Source organism: Acinetobacter sp. LT1 (assembly GCF_059800965.1).
The window spans coordinates 213134-230127 of record NZ_JBBAXE010000006.1; the positions used below are offsets into that span (position 1 = coordinate 213134).

General features: G+C 40.8%; 17 protein-coding genes. 8 read left to right on the top strand and 9 right to left on the bottom strand.

Annotation, left to right across the window (positions count from 1 at the left end; genetic code table 11):
- Positions 1-70: 70 nt before the first annotated feature.
- Positions 71-568: a thioesterase family protein gene (locus tag WBW42_RS08170; protein WP_002121786.1), complete on the bottom strand. Its 498-nt coding sequence runs from the start codon at positions 566-568 to the stop codon at positions 71-73.
- A 142-nt stretch (positions 569-710) separates the two neighbouring features.
- Here WBW42_RS08170 and hemB point away from each other — a divergent pair, with 142 nt between their 5' ends.
- Together hemB and WBW42_RS08180 are read left to right on the top strand one after the other, a co-directional pair.
- Positions 711-1724, top strand: coding sequence for a porphobilinogen synthase (gene hemB, locus WBW42_RS08175; protein WP_000222569.1), 1014 nt, complete (start codon positions 711-713; stop codon positions 1722-1724).
- 25 nt (positions 1725-1749) lie between these two features.
- Positions 1750-2865 carry an NAD(P)/FAD-dependent oxidoreductase gene (locus WBW42_RS08180; RefSeq protein ID WP_032057663.1) on the top strand — a complete coding sequence of 372 codons (1116 nt, stop codon included), beginning with the start codon at positions 1750-1752 and terminating at the stop codon, positions 2863-2865.
- On the opposite strand, the gene WBW42_RS08185 is transcribed toward WBW42_RS08180, so the two are convergent.
- Together WBW42_RS08185 and WBW42_RS08190 are read right to left on the bottom strand one after the other, a co-directional pair.
- A complete protein-coding gene (locus WBW42_RS08185; RefSeq protein ID WP_032057664.1) occupies positions 2857-3762 on the bottom strand; it encodes a TIGR01777 family oxidoreductase in 906 nt (301 codons plus the stop codon). The two genes, WBW42_RS08180 and WBW42_RS08185, sit on opposite strands and share 9 nt — an antisense overlap.
- A gap of 83 nt (positions 3763-3845) precedes the next feature.
- A complete protein-coding gene (locus WBW42_RS08190; RefSeq protein ID WP_032057665.1) occupies positions 3846-4298 on the bottom strand; it encodes an ABZJ_00895 family protein in 453 nt (150 codons plus the stop codon).
- Positions 4299-4678: 380 nt separating this feature from the next.
- Here WBW42_RS08190 and WBW42_RS08195 point away from each other — a divergent pair, with 380 nt between their 5' ends.
- The gene (locus tag WBW42_RS08195; RefSeq protein WP_005075324.1) at positions 4679-5056 is read left to right on the top strand and encodes a VOC family protein; all 378 of its coding nucleotides are present in this window, start codon (positions 4679-4681) and stop codon (positions 5054-5056) included.
- Positions 5057-5117: 61 nt separating this feature from the next.
- Here the strand turns inward: WBW42_RS08195 and WBW42_RS08200 are convergent, their stop codons facing one another.
- Positions 5118-5591: an OsmC family protein gene (locus WBW42_RS08200; RefSeq protein WP_032004219.1), complete on the bottom strand. Its 474-nt coding sequence runs from the start codon at positions 5589-5591 to the stop codon at positions 5118-5120.
- Between the two features lie 164 nt (positions 5592-5755).
- On the opposite strand from WBW42_RS08200, the gene WBW42_RS08205 reads away from it, so the two are divergent.
- Both WBW42_RS08205 and WBW42_RS08210 read left to right on the top strand, forming a co-directional pair.
- On the top strand, positions 5756-7024 hold the full coding sequence (locus tag WBW42_RS08205) for an exonuclease SbcCD subunit D (protein WP_032057667.1): 1269 nt from the start codon (positions 5756-5758) through the stop codon (positions 7022-7024).
- A gap of 9 nt (positions 7025-7033) precedes the next feature.
- Complete coding sequence (locus WBW42_RS08210) at positions 7034-10630, top strand: AAA family ATPase (RefSeq protein ID WP_032057668.1); 3597 nt, start codon at positions 7034-7036, stop codon at positions 10628-10630.
- 200 nt (positions 10631-10830) lie between these two features.
- On the opposite strand, the gene WBW42_RS08215 is transcribed toward WBW42_RS08210, so the two are convergent.
- On the bottom strand, positions 10831-11523 hold the full coding sequence (locus WBW42_RS08215) for a YggS family pyridoxal phosphate-dependent enzyme (protein WP_032057669.1): 693 nt from the start codon (positions 11521-11523) through the stop codon (positions 10831-10833).
- Positions 11524-11649: 126 nt separating this feature from the next.
- On the opposite strand from WBW42_RS08215, the gene WBW42_RS08220 reads away from it, so the two are divergent.
- Together WBW42_RS08220 and WBW42_RS08225 are read left to right on the top strand one after the other, a co-directional pair.
- Positions 11650-12687, top strand: a complete 1038-nt coding sequence (locus WBW42_RS08220) for a type IV pilus twitching motility protein PilT (protein ID WP_002121749.1) — start codon at positions 11650-11652, stop codon at positions 12685-12687.
- A gap of 19 nt (positions 12688-12706) precedes the next feature.
- Positions 12707-13825, top strand: a complete 1119-nt coding sequence (locus WBW42_RS08225) for a PilT/PilU family type 4a pilus ATPase (RefSeq protein ID WP_032057670.1) — start codon at positions 12707-12709, stop codon at positions 13823-13825.
- A 69-nt stretch (positions 13826-13894) separates the two neighbouring features.
- Here the strand turns inward: WBW42_RS08225 and fur are convergent, their stop codons facing one another.
- Entirely contained in the window at positions 13895-14332 is a 438-nt protein-coding gene (gene fur / locus WBW42_RS08230) for a ferric iron uptake transcriptional regulator (protein ID WP_002121758.1), read from the bottom strand.
- A 111-nt stretch (positions 14333-14443) separates the two neighbouring features.
- On the opposite strand from fur, the gene WBW42_RS08235 reads away from it, so the two are divergent.
- Positions 14444-14842 carry an outer membrane protein assembly factor BamE gene (locus tag WBW42_RS08235; protein WP_002121740.1) on the top strand — a complete coding sequence of 133 codons (399 nt, stop codon included), beginning with the start codon at positions 14444-14446 and terminating at the stop codon, positions 14840-14842.
- 64 nt (positions 14843-14906) lie between these two features.
- Here WBW42_RS08235 and WBW42_RS08240 read toward each other — a convergent pair whose 3' ends face one another.
- The 3 genes from WBW42_RS08240 to WBW42_RS08250 all read right to left on the bottom strand — a co-directional run bounded on the left by WBW42_RS08240 (position 14907) and on the right by WBW42_RS08250 (position 16897).
- Positions 14907-15221: an RnfH family protein gene (locus WBW42_RS08240; protein WP_017481335.1), complete on the bottom strand. Its 315-nt coding sequence runs from the start codon at positions 15219-15221 to the stop codon at positions 14907-14909.
- Entirely contained in the window at positions 15221-16288 is a 1068-nt protein-coding gene (locus WBW42_RS08245) for a membrane protein (RefSeq protein WP_031944146.1), read from the bottom strand. The genes WBW42_RS08240 and WBW42_RS08245 overlap by 1 nt, the downstream gene beginning before the upstream one ends.
- Positions 16289-16441: 153 nt before the next feature.
- Positions 16442-16897, bottom strand: a complete 456-nt coding sequence (locus WBW42_RS08250; protein ID WP_002121698.1) for a bacteriohemerythrin — start codon at positions 16895-16897, stop codon at positions 16442-16444.
- Positions 16898-16994: the final 97 nt, after the last annotated feature.

The following is a 16994-nucleotide window of genomic DNA, read 5'->3' on the forward strand; positions in this document are numbered from 1 at the left end:
TGTAAAAATTTCTGCTTTTCAAACACTAAAAAAAGCGCACTTGGCGCTTTCAAAGGGTTCAATTCATTGCTTAATAGGCATATGAAGCAATGCCGGCAGCAATCGCTTTATCTTCATCATTGACCATGGTCATGCGCATGGTGCAGCCCTTACGACCTAAACGTAATACTTCGGCACGGGCAATAAAATATTTACCACGCCCCGGTGCTAAATAATCTACACGCATGTCGACTGTTGCCAAACGCGACACTTGCTTAATGGTTTCAGTTAAAGTTTCTGGGGTCGAACGGCGATAGAGATGTTCCATTGCCACAATTCCACCAATACTATCGAGCAAAGTTGCTGCAACGCCACCATGCAAAATCTGAAATGCCAGATTGCCAATCAGGTTGGGTTGCATCTCGATATAGCCTTCAATGTGCCCGTCCACCACACGCATAATCATTCCACTATGCTTAAAAAAAGGAGAGCTATTAAACGCCTTACATAATTGGTTGAGAACCACAGTTAGGTCAGTTTTTGCACCTAAATGGATGTTCCCAGTCCAATTTTTCTTTTCTTCACTCATATGTTGCCTAAATTTAAAAGCATGATAAACACCCATAATTTTGTACAAATCCAGCATTATGGGGCTACAATACAGCAGTCGGTTGACAGTAATGGAATATCCGCCAACCTATCCTAGTGTAATACCGAACATCGAGATTGTTATGACTTATACGTTCAATCGTCCTGCATTTCCAGCCACTCGCATGCGCCGTATCCGTAAAAATGACCAGTTGCGTGCGATGGTCAGCGAAACACAGCTCACTACCAATCACTTGATTTATCCAGTATTTGTATTACCGGGACAAAATCAAACCCAAGATATTCCAAGTATGCCAAACATTCAGCGTTTGTCGGCAGATTTGTTACTGAAAAAAGCTGAAAGACTTCTGGAATTGGGCGTATCAAAACTGGCTCTTTTTCCAGTTACCCCCCAAGAAGATAAAAGTCTCACCGCAGAAGCCGCATGGCGTGAAGATGGTTTAGTACAAACCACTTGTCGTTTGCTTAAAAAAGAATTACCAGAAATGGTGTTAATCACTGATGGTGCCCTCGACCCATACACCACGCATGGTCAAGACGGCATTATTGATGAAACTGGCTATGTGCTCAATGACGAGACTGTAGAATGCTTGATTAAACAAGCCTTAAGTCATGCAGAAGCAGGTGCCGAAGTGATTGCACCAAGCGACATGATGGATGGCCGTATTGGCGCGATTCGTCAAGCTTTAGAAGCCAATGGTCACATCTACACCAACATCATGGCCTACTCTGCAAAATATGCGTCTAGCTTCTATGGGCCATTCCGTGATGCTGTTGGCTCTGCATCCAACCTAAAAGGTGGTAATAAATATAACTACCAGATGGACTTTGCCAACCGTGCCGAAGCATTACATGAAATCGCGCTTGATATTCAAGAAGGCGCCGATATGGTAATTGTAAAACCGGGCATGCCATATCTGGATGTGGTACGTGAAGTAAAAGATACCTTTGGTATTCCGACATTCATTTACCAAGTGAGTGGCGAATACGCAATGTTAGCGGGCGCAATTCAAAATGGCTGGTTATCAGACTCAGTGATTTTAGAATCGCTCATGTGCTGCCGCCGCGCTGGTGCAGACGGAATCTGGACTTACTTTGCAGAAACCGCTGCTGAAAAACTCAAGGAAATGAACTAAGTTCGCAGAGAAAGGATAACACTGCATGCATATTGCAATCATTGGCGCGGGCATAAGTGGATTAATGACTGCGCTGGAGTTGATTGAACAAGGCTGTACCATCAGCATTTTTGATCAACAACAAGCGGGACAAGCAGCCTCTTGGGCTGGCGGAGGCATTCTCTCTCCGATGTACCCTTGGCGCTATGTGCATGCAGTGAACCAACTTGCTCAATTTGGCAAAGCCTCTTATCAAGCATGGAACCAAAAACTCTACCCTATTACAGGGATTGATTTTGAAATTCATGACACAGGCATGCTGATTTTTGATGAAGAAGATTTTGACGTTGGGCTTTCCTACGCCGAGCAGCATCAAGAACCGATGCAGCGCTGTGAATATTTACAGCGAGATGCGTTAGAACAAGTCAATCCGCATATTTCCGAACAGTTCCAAGAAGCGATTTATTTCCCTGAACTGTCTAATATTCGTAATCCGCGTGTATTGCAGTCCCTGATTAGCTATTTAAAGCAACATCCAAATGTTGAGTTTTTTGAACACACTCCTGTTAAAAAACTGATTCAACAAGGCGATGTGATACAAGCGCTCCAAACCGAAGATGGTCGCAAACATACAGCAGACCATTTTGTAATAACTTCGGGTGCTTGGAGCCATTACTGGAACTCACAATTACAACTTGAAATTCCAGTCGAACCTGTTCAAGGTCAAATGCTGTTATTTAAAACCCCTGCTCACTGGCTACCGACTATGTGTATGAATCGAGTGATGTATCTAATTCCACGTATGGACGGTCATATCGTGTGCGGGTCTAGCATGGCACATCGTGGTTTTGACACGTCTATCGATGAAACTACGCAGCACAATATTTTAGAAGCATGTTTAGAAATGGTGCCTGAACTTGCCGATTTCCCGATTGTGCAGCGCTGGGCAGGCCTCAGACCAAGTTCACCAAATGGCGTTCCCTACATTGGCAAAATGCCTGAAATGGATAACCTCTGGGCAAACTTTGGTCATTTTAGAAATGGTTTGTGTATGGGTGCAGGCTCTGCGCAATTGCTCCGTCAGCTTATGCTGGATCAACCTACATTAGTTGATGCCAAAGCATATTCCCCAGAGCGTTTGCAAAATAAAATCTTAGCCTGACGCCAATATATTCTCTAAAGCCATTTTTAATTGAGGATAAGTAAACTCAAATCCTTCTGCTTGCAAGGCAGCCGGTTTAACGTATTGCCCATTTAAGATCAATTGAGACTGCTCTCCTAGCAAACAACGGAAAACCGTGCTCGGTGCTGACAACAGTGGTTTCTTATTGAGTACCACGGCAGCTTGCTCAACAAATACCTTTTGAGTCACATTTTCTGGCGCCACGACATTGTGAATTTGAGCAGATTGAGGATGCTGAAATATAAACTCAATTGCATTTAATACGTCTTCAATATGTACCCAAACCACAGGCTGACGGCCATGACCAATTTGACCGACTAAATTGAGTCGAATCGGAAGTAACATTTTAGGCAAAATGCCACCGCCCTGCCCAAACACCACACCTAAGCGAATAATTTTAGTATTTTGTTGAGAATCTGCTAAAGCTGCTCGCTCCCACTCTTGGCAAAGCTCGGACATAAAAATAGGCTGTGGCGGGCTTTGTTCAGTACACACTTCTGCCCACTTTTCTTGATCATCTATTCCGTAATAACCAATTGCAGAACCAGACACAATTACTTCCGGAAAAATTTGAGATTGCTTGAGCCATGCATACAGTTTTCGGGTCGTATTTACACGGCTTTCAATGAGCTGTTTTTTACGTGACTCGGTCCAGCGTTTCTCGCCAATATTTGCACCCGCCAAATTCACCACATAATCAATTTGCCGTGTCGAAATATCTTCAAACTTTTGTACCCACTGCAAGGCAGGATGGTCAGATGTCTTTCCAGCCTGCCGTGTCAACGCAATCACGTTATAATTTTTTTCTAAAAGGAACTTAATTAAATGCGTTCCGATAAAACCACTCGCACCTGTAATTAATACATTCTTATTCATATTTCCCCCTAAGCTGAGGATTCAAGTTTTATTTAATTGTATAAGACTCATTTATATTTAATCGTATGAGTTTTCGTAGTGATCTATTGCACATTAAACATTTTGTCAGCCATTCGCTGTGCTTGTTTGCCATAAAACCAGTAGGTAATTAAATAAAGCGGAATAGCTAACATTAAAAGCATAATCACCATAATGCTTAAGAACTGAGGTTGTTTGAGGTAAAGTATAAAGTTTTGCAAAATCTCAGGGTCTTTTCTGGCAAATAAAAACAGACCAAATAAAACACCACACAAGTTATAGCCCCAAAAAATCAAGGTAAAACCTAAAGTAAATTTCTTTTTTTCTGGTACAGTCGGTGCACGGCGTTCTTTCTTTAAAAATTTAAATAAGACAAAAATCATTGCACCTAAATATGGAACGGCTGTTAAAATACCACCTACACTCGCTGGTAATAGTGCTGCAAGCACACCTACAATTAAGGTGAGCACGATGCATAAAGCAAAAAACCAGAGAAAGTAAGAACGTAATTTGGTCATATTTTTGCCTAATTTATGGGTTCAAAAAATAATTATAAATTTTTTTCGATTTTTTTTCATTTTTCTGTCAACCAATCCTGATCTCTTGACGTTATATAGGGTAACAAGGTCGCAGCAACCGAATACTTCCTTTGCACGGCATCCGCAAAATTGTTTCGGTGACCTTTCATTACGACTCTTTCCTTCCTTCGGATTAGGTTTTGTTAGCAGCCGAAACCCTTGATGAAGTTTTTGACCGACGATTCTCTCATCACTCGAATCGTCGGTTTTTATTTTCTAGCACTTTCATTTATTTTACGTTCAACATACAAAATCGTGCTTTCGTGGCTATAAAGGCTATGCGTATACTTTTTACACCATAAAAATATGATTTAAATAATATGAACACTATTGCCTATTTTGAAATCCAGTCTTCAAACCCTGCCCGCGATGCGCAGTTTTATCAAGCTGTGTTTGGCTGGCAATTTAAATTAGATCCAAACTTACCAATTGAATATTATCGCATAGAGACACCTTCAATTATGGGTGGGCTATTAAAACGCCCCGCTCAAACGCCTCCAATGGAATATGGCACCAATGCATTTACCTGTTCGGTTCAGGTCGAAAATTTCGATGAAGTGGCTGCAAAAATTTTAGCGCAAGGCGGTATTGTCGCAATGGATAAATTCGCTATTCCGGGCCGTGCTTGGCATGGTTACTTTGTCGATTTAGACCACAACGTTTTTGGTATTTTTCAAGTCGATGAAAACGCAGCTTAAAGATTTTATTTATTTTTAATGTATAGCCACCGCCTTTTTATCGATGGCTATTTCATATAGTTTATTCAGCAAAGCTAAAGCTGGCTTCACATGTAATTGGAAAATTCATCGAATTAGCAATCATACATTCGTGATGTGCTTCTTCATGCAGTTTTGCAGCAAGCTCTTGGTCAGCACCTTTTTCTAAAACAATCTCTGGTCTTAAAATAATTTGGGTAAAGTGACCACGTTTGACCGGATCTGTATCTTCCATAAAACCAAGTGCTTTGTCGACATAACTTAGCACATGAATATGGTTGACTGCACAAAGGTGTAAATACCAAAGTTTATGACAAGCAGAAGCTGACGCGACCAATAAATCTTCAGGGTTCCATTTGGTTACATCGCCCAAATAAGCAGGGTCTGATGAACCTTGAATAGTGGTCTTTTGCGGATGCTGAATACTAAAATCGCGTTTATAAGAACGATAAGATGAAGTGCCTGTACCCGTATTGCCTTCCCACTGTATTTTTACTTCGTATTCGTGAATGGTCATTTTGTTCTCAAAGTTCATGGTTTGCCCTGATAGTAACAAAGCAGCGTTTAAAGTGAAAAATTTAATTCAAGTTTTACTATGGGCTTAAATAACGAGCACTTTAAAATGTCTTGATAAAATCTCCTGCCAATTTATGCTAACGTATCTGTGTTTATTTTGGCTTGATGTCTGTTTCTATGTCCGTACATTTTCTACATACTTCTGACTGGCATTTGGGGCAGTTTTTTTATAATCACTCACGACACTACGAACACCAACAATTTTTAAGCTGGTTGCTCACTCAAATCCAAGAAAAACAACCACATGCCCTGCTTATTGCTGGCGATATTTTTGATGTCATTAACCCGGGTTCTCAAGCACAAAAACAACTCTACCAATTTTTAGCAGATGCCCATCGTATTGCACCGCACATGCAAACACTCATGATTGCGGGTAACCATGACTCAGGCTACCGTATTGAACAGGTCGAACCGCTTTTAGAAAAATACAATGCAAAAACTGTGGGTGTGGTTCGCTGGAATGAAGATAAAACCCTAGATCTCGATCGACTGCTTTTACCTATCTATAACCAAAATCAAGATATTGTGGCGTGGTGCCTTGCCCTGCCTTTTTTACGTTCGGCCGAAATTACGGGCTTTAACGAACATACCACCAATAGCAAAAACGCGATTGCCTATTTGCACCAGCAACTCATTGCCGAAGCCAAACGTCGTAAGACACCAGACCAAGCGCTTATCTTGATGTCGCATGCGCATATGCAAGGTGGGGAAACATCCGACTCTGAACGCCCAATTATTATTGGTAATGAAGAGGCGCTTTCAACGACTTTATTTGAAGATGCGGTCGACTATGTCGCTTTAGGGCACTTACATAAACCACAAAAAGTAGGCCAGCCGCACATTCGTTATAGCGGCTCACCCATTCCACTTTCTTTTAGTGAAATTAACTATAAACACCAAGTAGTTGAGGTCAAAATCGACCCTTCTCAAGATACGGACAGCCGTTTGCAATTTGAAGCTGTGGAAATTCCGCGCTGCATACAATTGCACCGCATTCGTGGTGAGCTAAACGAACTACTGCAACAACTCCAAGCCTTGCCTCACGGCGTGATTGAAAATATTGACCACCGTGAATATGTCGATATTGAATATTATAGTTTAACGCCACCACAGCCGAATTTACGTCAGCAGTTTGAAGCTGCTCTACCACCTGACCGCTATCGTTTAGTGCGTATTTCACGTCAATATGTAAATAAAGACGCGATCAACTCAAATACTACCCAGCACATTGCTCTTGAGCCACCAACACCAGAAAAACTCTTTCAAAATATCTGGGAAAAACAAGGTTACAGCGCCGATGATGCGGTCTTAAAAGATTTTCTGAGTCTGGTACAAGAAGCACAAAAACATCTTGAAAATGATGCAAGCCATTAAGGATATGTCATGAAAATTTTATCCATTCGAATAAAAAATCTGGCATCGCTTGCTGATGAACATTTTATTGATTTTGAAAGCGCACCTCTGGCCCATGCAGGTCTTATTGCGATTGTGGGGAAAACTGGCGCAGGTAAATCGACCATTTTAGATGCCATGTGTCTGGCCTTATTTAATCGGGTTCCTCGCCTTAAAGACAGCGATGGTAAGTTAAAAGATGTTGATGGTTCCGAGTTACTGACCAATTCGCCTTTAACTGTCTTACGTCGTGGTACAGGACATGGTTTTGCTGAGCTTTGTTTTATTGCGCAAGATCAAAAACGTTATTTGGCTCGTTGGGAAATTAAACGTGCACGTGAAAACCCAAATGGTAAATTACAAAGTGTACAGCGCCACTTAAAATGCTTGACCGATGGTGTAGTACTTGCCGATAAAGCCAAAGCGGTTGATGAAAAAGTTAAGCAAATTACCCAGCTTTCATTTGAGCAGTTTACTCGTGCCGTATTACTTGCGCAGTCAGAAGTCACTGCATTTTTAAAAGCTCGAGACAGCGAACGTGGTGAATTACTTGAGTACCTGACCAACTCCAGCATTTTCGCCAAAATCGGTGAACTGGCTTTTCGTAAAACAGCCGATATTGCAAAGCAGCGTAAACAGCTGGAAGAGTTTTTAGGTCATATTGAAATTTTGTCTGATGAAGATATTGCGGCTTTTACCGAGCAATACCAGCAAGCCGAACAAAACTATCAACAGTTAGAACAGCAAAAACATGTCTTAGTCAAACAGCAACAATGGTTTGAACGTAAAGCAAAACTTGAGCAAGAAGTACAAGCTAAACAACAACAGTTTCAAACCCAGCAAAATCACCATCAACAACTGGCTAGTGAACGTGAGCAATTAAAACGTCTTGAAGTTTTCTCTGAAATACGCCCACAAGTTTTTCAGCAAGCTCAAAATTTACAGACCCTACAACAACTTGAGCCGCAAATTCAGCATGCTCAAACCAAGTTTAATGAGTTGATACAAATTTTTGAAACGGGACAAAAACAATATCAACTTGCAGAACAACAGCTCAAACAAACACTCGATTTTGAGCAACAGCATCAACATGCTTTAAATCAAGTTCGACAGTCCATTCAAGAACGCGCTTTTATTGCCGATGAATATAAAAAGTGCAAAGAAAAAAGACAGGTACTTGAGCAAAACCTAAGCCCACTACAACAGCAGCAAAACGCGGTACAACAGCATATTGCACAGCTTGAGCAGAACAAAATTCACCTACAACAGCAGCTTACTCAAACTCAGCAATATGCTGTATTGGACAAAGGCCTTTCAGCGCATCTGCATCAGCTCGGGCAATTTATTCAAAATTACCAAGCGATTGAACAACAGCTCGGAAACCCTACCCTTGCTCGCCAAAAGCTATCGGAAGCTAAAAGTGAAGTTGAACAACTCACAGCTTCACTCGGCACAGTTGAACAAATTGAGTTAAAACTTGAGCAACAGCGTAAAGACAAAGATCAAAAGCTTGCTCAAATCACTCAGTTAGATCTGATTCAACAGAAAATAAAAATTTATCATGAGCTATACGCTGAGCTTCAGCAATTCTTTGAAAAACAAACTCAAGTCTCAGCCCAAGAGCAGCAGCTTAAAACTGTTTGCCAGTTAGCTGAACAAGACTACCAAACAGCAAAAACTGAACGTGAAAAGTTACAGCACATTTTGCAACAGCAGCGTTTATTACATACTGAAAATATTGAACAATTACGAGCCAACCTTAAAGACGGCGATGCGTGTTTAGTCTGTGGAAGTACCCACCACCCTTACCGTATTGATGATAGTGCAGTTTCCAAAGCTTTATTCGATTTGCAGCAACAACAAGAGCAGCAAGCTGTTGCACTCGAGCAAACTAAATTTAATGCATGGCAAACCCAGCAACATGCACTTACCCAATGCTGTGCCGAGCTTGAGCAAGTTCAGAAATATCTAGCTCAACTTCAAACAAAACAATCAAGCTTGCAACAAGAACTTGATCAGCAATTTAGCCTCAATCACTTACATATTGAGCTTAATCAACCTCCTGAGCAGATCTTGCTAACGCTGAACGAACTCAGACAAGCTGCGCAAACTGCCATAAATTCATTTGACTCAGAAAACTTGCGTTTAGCCCAAGCAATTAAACAGCACAATCAGCTCGTTCAATCTATTCAGCGTAATGAAACATTGCTCAATACGGCACAGCAATGGCAACAACAAGTTCAACATATTGTTGAGTGTTTATCTGAAGCCGAACAGCACGCATGGCAGCAGTCGAGTAGCCAAACAGCTAAGCAGACTTGGACTATTCTTGATGCACGCACCAAGCAACTTGAGCAACAAGAACAGCTTTCACAGCGTTTTGAACAGCAGCAACAAGAACTTAAAATGTTAGCTGCCAATCTTGAGCAAATGGCCAAGCAAATTGATGAGATCGATCAAAATCTCCAAGAGATTACGCTTAAAGGCCAACAAAATAATGAAAAAGCGGTGTCGCTCATTCAACAAATGACGGGCCGTACCGATATTAAACCGCACGAATGGCTAATTGAGCATGACGTTAAACGTCAGCAACAACAAACGGCGTATCACGAGGCTAAACAACGTTTTGAACAAACCAGACAGCACTTTGAGCAGCAAAAACAAGCACTCGATCAGCTTAAGCATCAACATCAACACACTGCGGGGCACCAGCAGCAGATTGATGAGCAAATTCAAAACTGGTTAAAAGCCCACACTGATTTTCAGGCAACTGATCTTACGGCGCTCATGCAAATTAATTCAGCTCAAGAGCAAGATATTCGTAACCGTCTTAATCATGCCGAGCGTTTATTAAGTGAAGCCTCTTCTGCCCTTAAAACCATGCAAGAGCAATTGAGCGAGCACTTACAAACTCAGCCAGATATTGAATATGAAAAGCTTGTTAGCCTTATTCAAGACAATATTGCAGAGCTTAAAGCCCAGCTTGAAGTACGTGATCGGCTTAAGCTTAAGCTTGAAGTCCATCAGCAAAATCTGGCTAAACAGCAACAATACGCTGAGCAAATTCAAAATATTCAGCAAGAAGAACATCGCTGGAGCAAAATTTCAGGCTTGATTGGTGATGCAAAAGGTAAAGAGTTCCGCGACTATGCCCAGCAATATCACCTAGATATTTTAGTGGAACATGCCAACCAGCAACTGGCAATGCTGTCTCAACGTTATACGTTAAAACGTCTAGATCAGTCTTTAAGCCTTGCGATTATTGACCATGACATGGACGGCGAAACTCGCTCTGTCGCATCGCTATCTGGCGGCGAGTCGTTCTTAACTGCCCTTGCCTTGTCTTTAGCGATTGCCAATATGGCCTCGGGCTCAATGAAAATTGAATCGCTGTTTATTGATGAAGGCTTTGGTACTTTAGACGCCTCATCTTTGCACATGGTGATGAATGCTTTAGACCAATTGCAAAATCAGGGACGCCAAGTCATTCTCATCTCACACATTCAAGAAATGCATGAGCGTATTCCTGTACAAATTCAGGTAAAACCACTCGGTGCAGGTGCAAGTACCATAGAAGTAGTAGGTTAAAACTAAAAAGCCCCGACATCCTGTCGGGGCTTTTTTAGATTCTGCGTTGGTATAACTCCTGTCGTACCTGTATGCATCCATTCATCACTGTTTATTGTTATTCTTAGAAACATCCTGTTTCCTGATGAGTTCATAGTACGAAAAAAACGTTGTCTGCCATAGCCGCAAAAGGCCGCAGTTTCTGTAAGATAAAGCTTACATTAGCCTTTTTGCGAATAGTCTCTAGCACCAAATAAGGCTGTTCCTACACGAACCATGGTTGAACCAGCAGCAATTGCAGCTTCTAAATCACTCGACATTCCCATACTTAAAGTATCCCAATCTTGTGGGTGGGCATGTTGGTCTTTCACAGCATCAAACAAGGCTTTAGCATCTGCAAATGCAGCAGTATTGTCAGGTGCTGGAATGACCATTAAACCGCGTAACTTGATTTTTGGTAATTGACTGATTTGAGCAACCAGCTCGGCAACTTCATCTGGTGCACAACCATCTTTACTGTCTTGCCCATCAATATTGACTTGCAAACAAATATTAAGTGCAGATTGATCATCGCCACGTTGGTTAGATAATCGCTCGGCAATAATTAAACGATCTACACCATGTACCCAATCAAATTTCTCGGCCAAATGCTTCGTCTTGTTGCGTTGAACATGACCAATAAAATGCCATTCAATGTCTAAGTCGTGTAAAGCTTCGATTTTTTCCAAAGCTTCTTGCAAATAGTTTTCGCCAAATGCTCTTTGCCCTGCTGCATACATTTCACGCAAACTTTCACTTGGATGTGTTTTCGATACGGCTAAAAGTTGCACAGTTTCAGGCGCACGCTGAGCATGTTCACAAGCAGTTTGGATTTGCTGTAATACGTGCTGACGCGCATCTTGCAGGTAATTCATTGACAAGGTTCTCATTTTCAAAAAACTTTTTTGCTTTTCACCTAAAGCGAGGTGTTGGTAAGCCTCGGTGAAAGCCGTATATTATTCTACAAAATAATGACATATTTTGATTTACTTGGGGAAATTATGGATATTACAGAGCTACTCGCCTTCTCTGTGAAAAATGGCGCGTCCGATTTACACCTATCTGCTGGCATGCCACCAATGATTCGCGTTGATGGTGAAGTCCGTCGCATTAACTTACCTGCTCTAGATCATAAAGATGTTCATCGTTTGGTCTACGACATCATGAATGATAAACAGCGTCGTGACTACGAAGAAAAACTCGAAACCGACTTTTCTTTTGAAGTGCCCAACGTTGCTCGTTTCCGTGTAAACGCATTTAACCAAAACCGTGGTGCGGGTGCAGTGTTTCGTACCATTCCATCCAAAGTACTCACCATGGAAGATTTAGGCTTAGGACAAATCTTTAAAGATATTTGTGACTATCCTCGCGGGATTGTACTGGTGACAGGCCCAACAGGTTCTGGTAAATCGACCACACTTGCAGCGATGATGGATTATATCAACGAAAACCGTTATGACCATATTTTAACGGTTGAAGACCCTATCGAATTTGTACACCAGTCTAAGAAATGTCTCATCAATCAACGTGAAGTGCATCGTGATACACATGGCTTTAATGAGGCGCTACGTTCGGCACTGCGTGAAGACCCAGATATTATTTTGGTCGGTGAGATGCGTGACCTTGAGACTATTCGTTTAGCACTTACTGCTGCCGAAACAGGTCATTTGGTGTTTGGTACGCTTCATACCACTTCTGCTGCAAAAACGATTGACCGTGTAATTGACGTATTCCCAGCCGAAGAAAAAGATATGGTTCGTGCCATGCTCTCTGAATCATTGCAGGCTGTTATTTCACAAACCTTGCTTAAAAAGAATGGCGGCGGTCGTGTCGCCGCTCATGAAATCATGATTGGTATTCCTGCGATTCGTAACTTAATTCGTGAAAACAAAGTCGCGCAAATGTACTCAGCTATTCAGACTGGCGCAAATCATGGCATGACCACCCTTGACCAAAGCTTAAAGAATTTGGTGTCTCGCGGAGTGATCAGCCCGCAAACGGCTCGTACTGCTGCTAAACAGCCTGAATCATTTCTATAAAAATAATTAGAGAATAAATATGGATTTTAATGACCTGCTCAACCTGATGGTTGAAAAAAAATCATCCGACCTCTTTATTACAGATGGCGTTGCACCATCGATGAAGATTAACGGGCAAATTGTTCCCATTTCAAAAAATAGTCTTTCAGGCGAAATTATTGGTCAACTATTACATTCCATCATGAGTGAAAAACAACGCAAAGAATTTGCTGAGACTCGTGAATGTAATTTTGCGATTATGAACCGCGATAAAAGTGCGCGCTTTCGTGTCAGTGCTTTTCAGCAACGCGACATGCCAGGCATGGTATTACGTCGAATTGAAACTAAAATTCCTTCAATTGATGACTTGCAATTACCACCTGTGCTTAAAGATTTATCGATGACCAAACGTGGCATCATTATTTTTGTAGGGGCAACAGGTACAGGTAAATCGACATCTTTGGCTTCAATGATTAGCTATCGGAACCATAACTCTAAAGGTCATATCATTACCATTGAAGACCCTATCGAGTTTATTCATGAACATGCTGGTTGCATCATTACCCAACGTGAAGTCGGGATTGATACAGACTCATTCGAAATTGCCTTAAAGAATACTTTGCGACAAGCACCCGATGTAATCTTGATTGGTGAGATTCGCTCTCGTGAAGTCATGGACTATGCGATTGGTTTTGCCGAAACAGGTCACCTTGTATTAGCCACAATGCATGCGAACAACGCCAACCAAGCACTTGACCGTATTATTCACTTCTTTGAAAGTGACCGTCATAGCCAGCTCTACATGGATTTATCGCTTAATTTAAAGGCCATGATTGCACAGCAACTTATTCCGACTCCAGATGGTAATTCTCGCCGTGCAGCGATTGAGATTCTCATTAACTCCCCATTAATTTCAGACTATATTCGTAAAGGTGAAATTCATGAAATTAAAGATTTAATGAAACGCTCACGTGAACTCGGTATGCAAACTTTCGACCAAGCACTGTTTGATCTTTATAAGTCAGGCCAAATTACCTACAAAGATGCATTAAAACATGCCGACTCACCAAACGATTTACGTTTAACAATTAAGCTTGCCGAAGAAGATCCTGAGCAAATTGCAGGCACAAATCAGCATTTAACCTTCGACAGACAGTAATTTCTTCATAAAAAAAGGAAGGTTAAACGTAACCTTCCTTTTTTATTTGTTTTCTTTATGTGAAAACGATTATTTCTTGCGCAGCACTTCCTGACATTCAGGTTCGTTACAGTAACCGTAGAGGTTTAATGAGTGACCCGTTAAGGTAAACCCATGTTGCTCAGCTACAGCATGCTGTTCTTTCTCGATAACATCATTAGTAAATTCAATAACTTTGTTGCAATTATGGCAAACCAAATGATCGTGGTGATCTTCTTGCATAATTTCGAAAACAGAATGATTATTTTCGAAATGGTGGCGCTGAATGATACCTGCAGCTTCAAATTGTGTTAACACACGGTAAACTGTCGCAAGGCCGACATCTTCCCCTTGTTCTAACAAAGTCTTGTAAATATCTTCAGCGCTAAGATGATGTTGTTTTGAATTTTCTAATAATTCCAAAATCTTAATTCGAGGAAGGGTAACTTTAAGTCCAGCTTTGCGCAAATCTTGATTGGAAATAGGCATGAAAAAAGGTCTCTCAACAAATCTCAAGTTGGAATAGGCAATAGAATTTAGATGAAGTATGATCTATCCTTTGATCAAATGCATCATAATTTATTGGGATAGTGTAGCAAAATGCAAAAACTCGTGCTGACGTTATTAGTCACTTCACTCCTTGCTGGTTGTTCAATCTTTGGTGTATATAAGGTTGATATTCCTCAAGGGACTCCATTGACCAAAGCTCAAGCCTCTCAAGTACAAGTCGGCATGAATTTCCAGCAAGTGCGTTTTTTGCTTGGTAGTCCAACTGTGACTGATCCCCTCAATCCTCTACGTTGGGACTACATTTACAACTATATCCCGGGAACTTATGCGAAAAAAGCAAAAATCCCCGCAGCACATGGTCAGCATTTAAAAATTTACTTTGATGGCACTGGCACAGTAACTAAAATTGAAGGTTTAGAAACTATTCCAGAATCGCAACCAGGTTTACCTGCTTCTAAAGAAGCGATTTTAACTGCACCACCACTATAATCGTTTTTTCTAATAAAAATAAACCCCTCAAGTGAAATACTTTGAGGGGTTTTGTTTATGGGGCTTATTGCTTAAAGCGATTACTTTTAATATATCGCCCCACAGGGTTTTTCTCGGCGCGTTTACGACGTATATCTTTAGGGTTAATCGTTAAAGGTCGATAAATCTCAACTCGATCACCAGCTTGCAAAATCGCATGTGCTTCAACTTTTGCGCCAAAGATGCCAAGTTGTAATGGCTCAGGCAAACTGACCTGTGTCTGCAAGCCACTCGCCTCAACTGCTTGTAATGCAGTCATACCAGCTTCAAATGGAATAGCAACTAAAAACTGTTGCTCTGGGGCTGCATAAGCAACCCACACTTGCTGAGCTTTTTCCATCAGATAATTTGTCCAATCACCGCAATCATGGCAATGACAATTGAAAGCGGCAATACAATACGTACCGCAATGCGCCATAAGTTATAAAACAACTCATTGCTAAAATTCATAGATTTACGCAAATGGCTAATTTTCATAATCCAGCCAGCAAAAATGGCATAGATCAAGCAAATGAGTAATCCCCAAAGCATCAAAATCAGCGTAAAGATGTTATGAAGCTCAGGCACAGCCCAAACAGCAATCGCTACAACAATAATCACCCACTGTAAAATAGGCATAAGCTGACGCTGAGCAAGCTGCTCTCTAGCCAATTGCACAAATAACGCTGTTGTCATTACTGCGGTAAAGATCCAAGTAAAAACAGGAAGCTGTGCTTGTAAAGAAAAGAAACCAAAGGCGATCACAGCAATTAACTGAGCTAACCAAATTGGAAGAACTGTTTTCGTTGCACCTTCTTGCGACTGAACCGCACCTACACTATTTTGCCAATAAAGCCCTAAGCCCAATCCACTCGCAACAAGTGCAAGTACAGTCGCATTCCCCCATTCTTTAAACTCAACATTGGTCCAATGCCAAGGCTGTAAAGTCGTTCCCATCGTGTTAGCTAAAACAAGAGAAACAATTACACCAACCGTCATCAGTAAAATTAAAATTTGACGTGGAATAAAGGATAAAATGAGGGCCACAACAGCAAGGCCAGCAAAAACAAGTTGTCCTGAAACACTATTATTAAGTTGTGTATTCAGTAAATTACCAGCGGTACTTAATACATTACCTGCTAAAAATGGAATAAAAATAACTGCAAGCCAGCCAACCAAACGCCATTTTGGGGAACTATCTGCTTCACGAGTTAAACTTGATAAAGCATTTAAGGCTGTAGTCTTCGACCGTTTTGCTAAAGCAATTTCCAAATAACAAACTGGTAGTGCCAATAACAACATTGTGCCTAACCACAATAACCAGAAATCGAGTTGACGATCAATCTGGATTCCCATTGTGGGTGCCAATGTCGCCATAATGATGAAAGATAAGCAAAACGCCATCAGGGGCGATAACCATCGTGACATAGGTATGTCCTGCATTATGCATTCCTTGAAAAAGACTAGAGATATTTTGCCCGTGTCATGCTTGAAAATCAAAGTTTGCTCAATAAAAAAAGCAAACTACCGAAATGATAGTTTGCCGCGCTAACTGAAATTATGAGTTATTTTTATTTCAGTTTATGAGAAAAACCGAGCAAACCAGTTTTTCCCTTTTTTCTTTTCTTTTTCTCTAATAATTCCCATCATATTTTCTTTTACTGCTCCTACATAATCGGCATCATCATGTTGAATATGGTTAATTAACCATTTAGCCAAAATTTCTTGTAATTCTGCTTCAATCGTGTGCCCCATTTCAAAACGTTCACGATATAACTCTATTTTTTTAATAAATAAATCATGTACACGTTTATGAGGTACACGATATTTATAATCAGCTTCCTCTTGCAAACTTTCTTCGAAAGTAAAATGTGATTGCGTGTAATCGATAATATTGTCTAGAACATCTTTAATACGACGTCTATCCTCTTCATCTTTTACATCATCAATTTCATTAATATAATCAAGTATTCGTTTATGTTGCTCATCAATAACATCAATACCCGTATTATATTCTGAAGCCCATTTCATTTTCATACATCTCCCCAATGATGATTAATGATCGTTGCATAAACTGCATGATATATTTAAAGAATATAAATAAAAACAAACCTAATTTGTCGGCTTTAGCATA